At 56.8% G+C, this 278-nt stretch carries 1 protein-coding gene; it reads left to right on the top strand.

What is annotated here, in order from left to right; genetic code table 11:
- Nucleotides 1-278: low affinity iron permease family protein (locus tag SB751_RS29925; protein ID WP_410749013.1), on the top strand; the 278-nt coding region annotated here is incomplete at both ends.

Here is a 278-nt window from a genome sequence, read left to right as displayed (position 1 = left end):
CTACCTTTCGACAATGACTGGACGGCCCACCACTTTTGTCGTCGCCGTTGGGCTGGTGGTTGCCTGGGGATTGACCGGCCCGCTGTTTCACTTCAGCGACACATGGCAACTGGTGATCAACACATCGACCACGATCGTCACGTTCCTGATGGTGTTCCTCATTCAGAACACGCAGAACCGCGATACGGCTGCCATGCAGATCAAGCTCGACGAACTGATCCGCGCAATGGAAGGCGCGCACAACGCGCTGCTCGATCTCGAGGAACTCGACGAAAAAG

Source organism: Cupriavidus sp. SIMBA_020 (assembly GCF_046535395.1).
GTDB lineage: Bacteria > Pseudomonadota > Gammaproteobacteria > Burkholderiales > Burkholderiaceae > Cupriavidus > Cupriavidus campinensis.
Note: the sequence above shows the minus strand (reverse complement) of the source record. Positions and strands in the feature narration are given on the sequence as shown.